The organism is Paenibacillus sp. J45TS6 (assembly GCF_018403285.1).
In the GTDB taxonomy this organism is placed as follows: Bacteria; Bacillota; Bacilli; order Paenibacillales; family Paenibacillaceae; genus Paenibacillus.
The window spans coordinates 566,517-573,295 of record NZ_BOSJ01000001.1; the positions used below are offsets into that span (position 1 = coordinate 566,517).

Annotated in this window: 5 protein-coding genes and 1 pseudogene; 1 reads left to right on the plus strand and 5 read right to left on the minus strand. The window is 43.1% G+C overall.

Features of this window, described 5'->3' with window-relative positions; translation table 11 throughout:
- Positions 1-17: 17 nt before the first annotated feature.
- From yqeH to KJS58_RS02775, 5 genes are all read right to left on the minus strand, one after another.
- On the minus strand, positions 18-1,142 hold the full coding sequence (gene yqeH, locus KJS58_RS02755; protein ID WP_213530211.1) for a ribosome biogenesis GTPase YqeH: 1,125 nt from the start codon (positions 1,140-1,142) through the stop codon (positions 18-20).
- Positions 1,139-1,666, minus strand: a complete 528-nt coding sequence (locus KJS58_RS02760; protein WP_213530212.1) for a YqeG family HAD IIIA-type phosphatase — start codon at positions 1,664-1,666, stop codon at positions 1,139-1,141. The genes yqeH and KJS58_RS02760 overlap by 4 nt, the downstream gene beginning before the upstream one ends.
- Before the next feature lie 81 nt (positions 1,667-1,747).
- Positions 1,748-3,967 carry a DUF4129 domain-containing transglutaminase family protein gene (locus KJS58_RS02765; RefSeq protein WP_213530214.1) on the minus strand — a complete coding sequence of 740 codons (2,220 nt, stop codon included), beginning with the start codon at positions 3,965-3,967 and terminating at the stop codon, positions 1,748-1,750.
- A complete protein-coding gene (locus tag KJS58_RS02770) occupies positions 3,964-5,175 on the minus strand; it encodes a DUF58 domain-containing protein (protein ID WP_374705772.1) in 1,212 nt (403 codons plus the stop codon). The genes KJS58_RS02765 and KJS58_RS02770 overlap by 4 nt, the downstream gene beginning before the upstream one ends.
- Before the next feature lie 42 nt (positions 5,176-5,217).
- Positions 5,218-6,174, minus strand: coding sequence for an AAA family ATPase (locus tag KJS58_RS02775; protein WP_213530218.1), 957 nt, complete (start codon positions 6,172-6,174; stop codon positions 5,218-5,220).
- Between the two features lie 370 nt (positions 6,175-6,544).
- Here KJS58_RS02775 and KJS58_RS02780 point away from each other — a divergent pair.
- A pseudogene (locus KJS58_RS02780) lies at positions 6,545-6,779 on the plus strand (IS3-like element ISBsp3 family transposase); the annotation flags it as partial.

Below are 6,779 nucleotides of genomic sequence, written 5' to 3' on the forward strand. Positions count from 1 at the left end.
TGTTCAGATAGAGCTAATCAGATTAAGGAAGGACGAACCATAACACGAACTCCGCGCGGTGCATGTACTGCAACGAGAGCTCCTTCCTGTCCGTTCACTTTGATCCAGCCAAGACCGGAAATAAAGACATCATTGCGACTTCCTTTTTTAATGCGGAAATCATGACGCGTCCATTCTGGAATATCTTCCATATCCTCACGAGATGGAGGGGACAATAGTTCGCCTGCATGATCTTTATAAAGTTCATCTGCACGCTCCAGTTTGGTCCGGTGAATCTTAATTGCATTGTTGATGTAACAAGTGAAAGACTGACGCTCTCCTTCGATAAAATCAAATCGTGCCAGTCCGCCAAAGAACAGAGTTTGTCCGCTGTTCAGCTGATAGACAGCTGGTTTAAGCGGCTTATCCGGCATAATGGCAGATAAGTCTTTGCGCGATACAATCTCGCTATAACGCCATGGATATACGATACCTGGCGTATCAATGATGGATGCTCCATCATCAAGAGGAATATGGACCATATCCAGCGTTGTCCCTGGATATCTAGAAGTTGTAAGTTCCTGGTCTAAATCACTGTAATCGCGAATCAATCGGTTAATGAGTGTTGATTTTCCAACATTCGTCGCACCAACGACGTATACATCACGATCTCCGCGATGTTCGTTAACGGATTCAAGGAGTCTATCGAAACCTTGATTCTGTTTAGCACTGCACAACACGATATCTACAGTTTTCAGCCCTTGCGCTTTAGCTTGCATCTGAACCCAGTTACGAACCTTATTCCAATTCGTTACTTTAGGAAGCAAGTCTGTTTTGTTTACCGCAAGCAATACCGGATTGTTACCGACAAAGCGCTGCAGTGCTGAAATCATACTGCCTTCAAAATCGAACAAATCGACAATATGAATAACGAGTGCATCTTTATCTCCGATTTTACTGAGCAGAGCCAGGAATTCATCCTGATCCACCGTAACGGAAGATGCCTCGCTATAATTTTTAATACGAAAACAACGCTGGCAAATGACAGGATCGCGATCCAGCGCTTTAATGGGTGTATATCCCGGCAGCTCAGGTTGTTCTGTCTGCAGTAGAATACCGCATCCGCTGCATCTTCCTTTTGTGCCGTCATGCATATGATTCATTTTTTCTTTTCCTCCTCAAGCCATAGGCCTTTCCTGCGTAGACTGGATAACGCAATACGTTCGATCCGTCTGTTAATCTTCGTCATAATCCCTTCGTCTGCAATTGCAATAGGCAGCACCAGAACGGTATAGAGTCCTAGTCTGTTTCCTCCAAACACGTCCGTAAGCATCTGATCTCCGACTACAATCGTCTGCTCTTCTGTTAATTCCATCATTTTCATTGCTTTGCGAAACGGGGTGTTCGAGGGCTTTCGTGCCTCATGTACATACTCAATCTTTAAGGGAGTAGCAAAGGTAGACACCCGAGTCAACTTGTTGTTGGAAACAATGACCAGTTTAAACCCAGCATCTCTCACCTTCTCAAACCAAGCGATGAGTTCCGGGGTTGCTTCAGGTGCCTTGGCTCCCACAAGTGTGTTATCAAGATCTGTAATAATTCCGCGATATCCACGTTCATATAATGCTTCCAAATCAATATCAAACACGGTTTCCACCTGGAGTTTTGGTATTAGCCTTTTAAACAACATGTTCACCTCAATTTCATACGACAAACTATAACATAATCTGTACAGTTAGTAAAAAGGCAAAACGGACACGGGGAAAGCTTAAACCCGTGCCGATTTCAGCCTTTTCTTCATTTGTCCAGCTATGTCTTGTACCTCTTGCCAAGCATTCTCCTGCACATGATCCGGGCTATACCTTGCCATTTCAAATTGTCTTAGCAGTTCAGAGAGTTCAGCTGCGACTACAGGAACTTCCTGTTCCCATCTTGTAACCGATTCTCGAAGCGTTTCGTGCTGCTCTCGGCGCAATCCTTTACGCCGAACCGTACGAATCCACCGCTCTGTTTCTACGACGACTTTTTGATCCGGTGTTAACGGCTTACCTAATCTTAATCTAAGCACATAGAAATGCAGTATATATCGATTGCGCCATATAATATATCCTGCCCATAGGATTAATACAGATACAGCGGTCCATCCAATAATCGGACTTACGGTAAAATCAGCATCCTTTTCATCTGCAATCGGTTCTGGTGTTTCTTCTGGCTGAACCTCTTCTTCTTCCTCAGGTGTTTCCTCTGGATCTGCATCTTCTGCACTGGTAAGGAGCGGCATATTAAATCCCGGAGTAGCTTCCACCGGAATCCAGCCGTATTCCTCTCCAAAATACACTTCAGCCCAGGAGTGAGCATCTGCATTTGTTACCACGTATGACATGGAAGACATCTCACCGTTGTTCTGTGAGAACGCAGCATCCTCAGCAAAATCAGCCTGACCAGGAGCATAGCCCTTTACCCATCTTGCTGGAATATCTAAGGAACGTGCCATCATGACAAGTGAAGTCGAGAAATAATCACAATATCCTTCTTTTATTTCAAACAGAAAACCATCTACGAAGTCATTGCTTTGTTTTAACGATAGATCGGGATTGTTTGTGTAACTGAAATTGGTTGTTAGATAGTTTTGCAGTAAACTGACTTTTTCATACGGATATTCTGAAGTTGCTGTAATTTCTTTTGCAAGCTCGGTAACTCGCTCAGGGAAACGATTAGGAATCTGTAAGTAATCAGAATTAATCTCATCTGTTCCGTACAGTTCTTCGTATGTTTTAGCTTTGATCGTGTCCACTGGAATTAACGGTACTTCGGACTGAATCGTATAGGTTCTAGGAAAAGGCGTATCACGGCTCCCATCCCAGTGAAGCTCAGCTTGTTCACTTTTCCATAATAGCGTATTCGCTTCGCTCTCTCCATCAACTGAGACCACTTCATTAATCGCATACGCGCCGAAAAGAACAGGATACACCTTATCATTAAGCATTGTGACAGATTGGGTTACTTGCTTCGTATTTCCCCGAGCCGCAGCGCCGTCGTTATTAAGTTCACTTCCCAGATCTGCATCATCAAAAGATCGACGTGAAAAAGAAGGTTCCTGCCAACCTGTACCGGAATACTCATCCCGTGTTTCACCACGCCAGTAACTCCGTTCTGTCGTATATATCGTCATAACAGGAGAATAATCATAATTAAAACCACCGCCGAGCTGATTATCTTCTCTGCTATATCCAGATTCAGAGTTAGTAAAGTTTCCATTCTCCCCATTGGAAGAAAAATTCGTCGGGGCAATATCTCCTCTATATTTAACCCACGCCGTGTAAGGGTCCGTCAAAATAGGAGGTATGATCGGCATATTTACACCGACAACGATAATCAGAGAAAAGATAACAATTACGTTGGCAACAATTTTAAAAGGATTGCGTCGTAATCTTTTCCAACCTAAAGGATATTTGATCTGGAATGACCGAAGATGTAGACATACAAGCCAAGCCATACCTGCAAATGCAGTCCAAGCTACTTCTTTCCATAGGACAGCAGGCGTGAAAGAATCTAGAATGCCTAGAGCAACAATGTTCAAACCAAGAAACATCAGCACTTTTCTTGCATCCGTTATGAGCCGGATGATACACTCCATCATCACCCACGTACAAATTGCAAACCAAACATAAGGATTCAGGCTAGCAATAAAGGCAGTAAGGTTCTCAGGTAAGGTGCCATTTGGTATAAAAACACCGTAAAAAGATAATACATAATATAAAACAAATCCGATAAGGATGAATTTCAGAACCATTCGAATACTTGTACGAAATGGAATAATCATCTCACAGATGGCTACACTGATTAATGTGACGGCGACAAGTGCGGTCGTCTGCTGGAACCAGATAGGCTCTGTATAAGAGACCCACTGCATCCCGATGATAACAATCCATAATAATGCGAATGCGTCATACCAGGAACGTTTTTGTCTGCTAGAAAAGATCCTCATGCATTCCCTCCTCCTAGAACTGAGGGCAGTTCTTGCAAATCAGACACCCTATACCCTTTTATTCCTCGAGTACGAAGCATTGAGATCCATTCGCTTTCTGACTTTGGTTCGGATTTGCTGATGATTTGAATGTGACAAGCCGTCATCCCTCGGGAACCTGCAAAACGCAATGTTTCCATGATCTCTGAATTATGCTCGGCCGAAATGAGAACAAAAAATGCACCTTGCGGAAAGAAACGAATCGATTCCTGCACGCCCGAGAGTAAATTTCCAGTTCCACTCGAATCCAGATCGACTAGATGGTGCATCATTTTATAACGATCATTCAAGCTATCGGTCGGCTGAAAACAAGTTGTTTTCTCGCTAAGGGTACACAGACCCATTCCCATCCGCTCTCGGCTGCCGTATTCGAGAAGTGAGGCTGCCGTAGAAACGGCAAGTTCATACTGTTCTGAATTTTTATAGCCAAGTGCTCGTGAGTCTAAGATAATCATCGTTTTCGGCACGGACTCATGTTCAAATTCCTTCGATTTCCACTGCCCTGTTTTTGCTGTGGCATTCCAGTGAATCCGAGATAACCGGTCTCCATACACATAATCACGAACGCCATTAATTTGTGTTGTCTCTCGGCGAGACTTCATCATTGCTGTCTGCGGACCAGATAACTTGGAGTTCCGATCATACAGCTGCCAGTAAGGGACAAAAACGGTTCTCGGCAGTACTCTGAACGAACCTTGAGCTTGGAATTTCCCTTTATGCTCGATCAGTCCGAAAATATCTTCACTCACACATTCTGTATCTGTAAAATGATATTTCCCGCGTTCAAGCGGCGGGGTTTGAAAAACAAGCGTACCGTTTCCTCGCATATTGGGAATCAGACTTTCTTCAAATGACCAAGATTCTCCATTATGGCGTTTTAATACTTCTCTAATTACAACATAGGGCAATGGAAGTATTCCGGGAATTTGTAAATCCAGCCGTACCTGAACTTGATCGCCCGCATGAAGCAGATCCGCATGTTCGTTACCCGAAGTTAATTTTCGTTCACCCTTCGTTCGGCCAGTTCCGTTAAACTTGCCAAGCACTAAATATATACTCAGTAAACTGACCATACCAAAAAGCATAATCGATGTTTTACCGCCTTGAAATAAAACGTAAAACAGACATGTAATCCATACTAGCAGCACCACCCATAGTCTGGATTTCATAAATTGCAACGGCCTAAACCGCCCCAGTTTCAGCATGTAATATCAGCGCTCCATCGAGACAGGAACTTTTTCGTTTCGAAGCACCTGTGCAAGCACGGTTTCCTGACTGACATTATCAAGCCTAGCTTCTGGTTTCAGTACGATCCGGTGCGAGATCACATAAGGAGCTAGAACCTTCACATCATCAGGAATGACGTAATCTCTTTCATGCAAAAAGGCGTAGCTTTTCACTGCGTTCATAAATGAGATTGCGGCACGCGGACTCGCACCAAGCAGTGCTGCCGGATGTTCCCTTGTTCTGCGGACGATCCCAAGTAAATAATCGGTAACCGCTTCTTCCATGTACACACTGCGAATTTCCTCTTGAATGGATGCGATTTCTTCCATTGTAGTAACTGGAGTAAGTTTGTCTGCCGGTTGTCCCTGCTGATGTTCTTTTAATAGATACTTCTCCGTCTCTGCGTCCGGATAACCGAGGCTAAACTTCAGCATAAATCGATCCAGCTGTGCTTCTGGAAGTGTATATGTTCCTTCAAAATCAATCGGGTTCTGGGTGGCACAAAGCATAAACGGTTTAGGAAGATCATATGTATCCCCATCTACGGTTACACTGCGTTCTTCCATAACTTCAAGCAAAGCGGACTGAGATTTGGTCGTCGCCCGGTTGATTTCATCAGCAAGAAGGATATTCGTCATCACAGGACCAGGTCTAAAGTAGAAACGTTCATCCCGTGGATGAAATACGGAGACCCCTGTAATGTCACTTGGCAAGATATCAGGATTACACTGAATTCGGCGATACTCTCCCTTCATCGAACGAGCGAGTGCTTTAATCATCTGTGTTTTTCCTGTTCCAGGAACGTCTTCTATAAGCACATGCCCTCCAGCTAATAAAGCCGTCAAAAGCAACTTAATTTCAAATGATTTGCCTAATATAGTAGATTCGAGATTCGATTTGACTCTGGATATAGTATGTACTGATTCCTTAGTCACAGGCATTTATTGTATTACCTCCTAATAGGCAGTAGTTTTTCCTTATATTGTACATGAAATAAGTGCGGAAAGTACAATTTATAACTAGGATTTGATGATAAAAGAATGAATCCTTATTGTCCATTTCATACAAAAATAGGGAAGTGTGGATAGTGTAACTTACATCGGGTAGTGCAAGCAAGCTGGAACACTATCAAATGAAAGAAAGATAGAGTGGCCTCTCCATTATAAAAAAAAAAGAAACCTCATGATTTTTTGAACTGAACCCCGAATGGTAGACACTTAAAAAGTGACTACCATTCGGGGTTTTTCTATTTTCTTTCTAGAAAAGTCCCGTTATACTAACATTACAATTTTTTAGAACGGAGTATTTTTCATGAGTAAGATCATCTTTAATGAACACCAACAAAGACAATTAGAGGCCAATCCAAATGTTAGAATCGTGACAGATCGAACGATTCAATATACCCCTGACTTCAAACTACTAGCGGTTAAACAAAACCAAGCTGGCAAAGGACCGGCAGAAATTTTCACAGAAGCTGGATTTGATTTGAAGGTGATTGGCCTAAGTAAAGCACGAAGTGCTTTAGATCGTTGGCGCAGAACCTTTC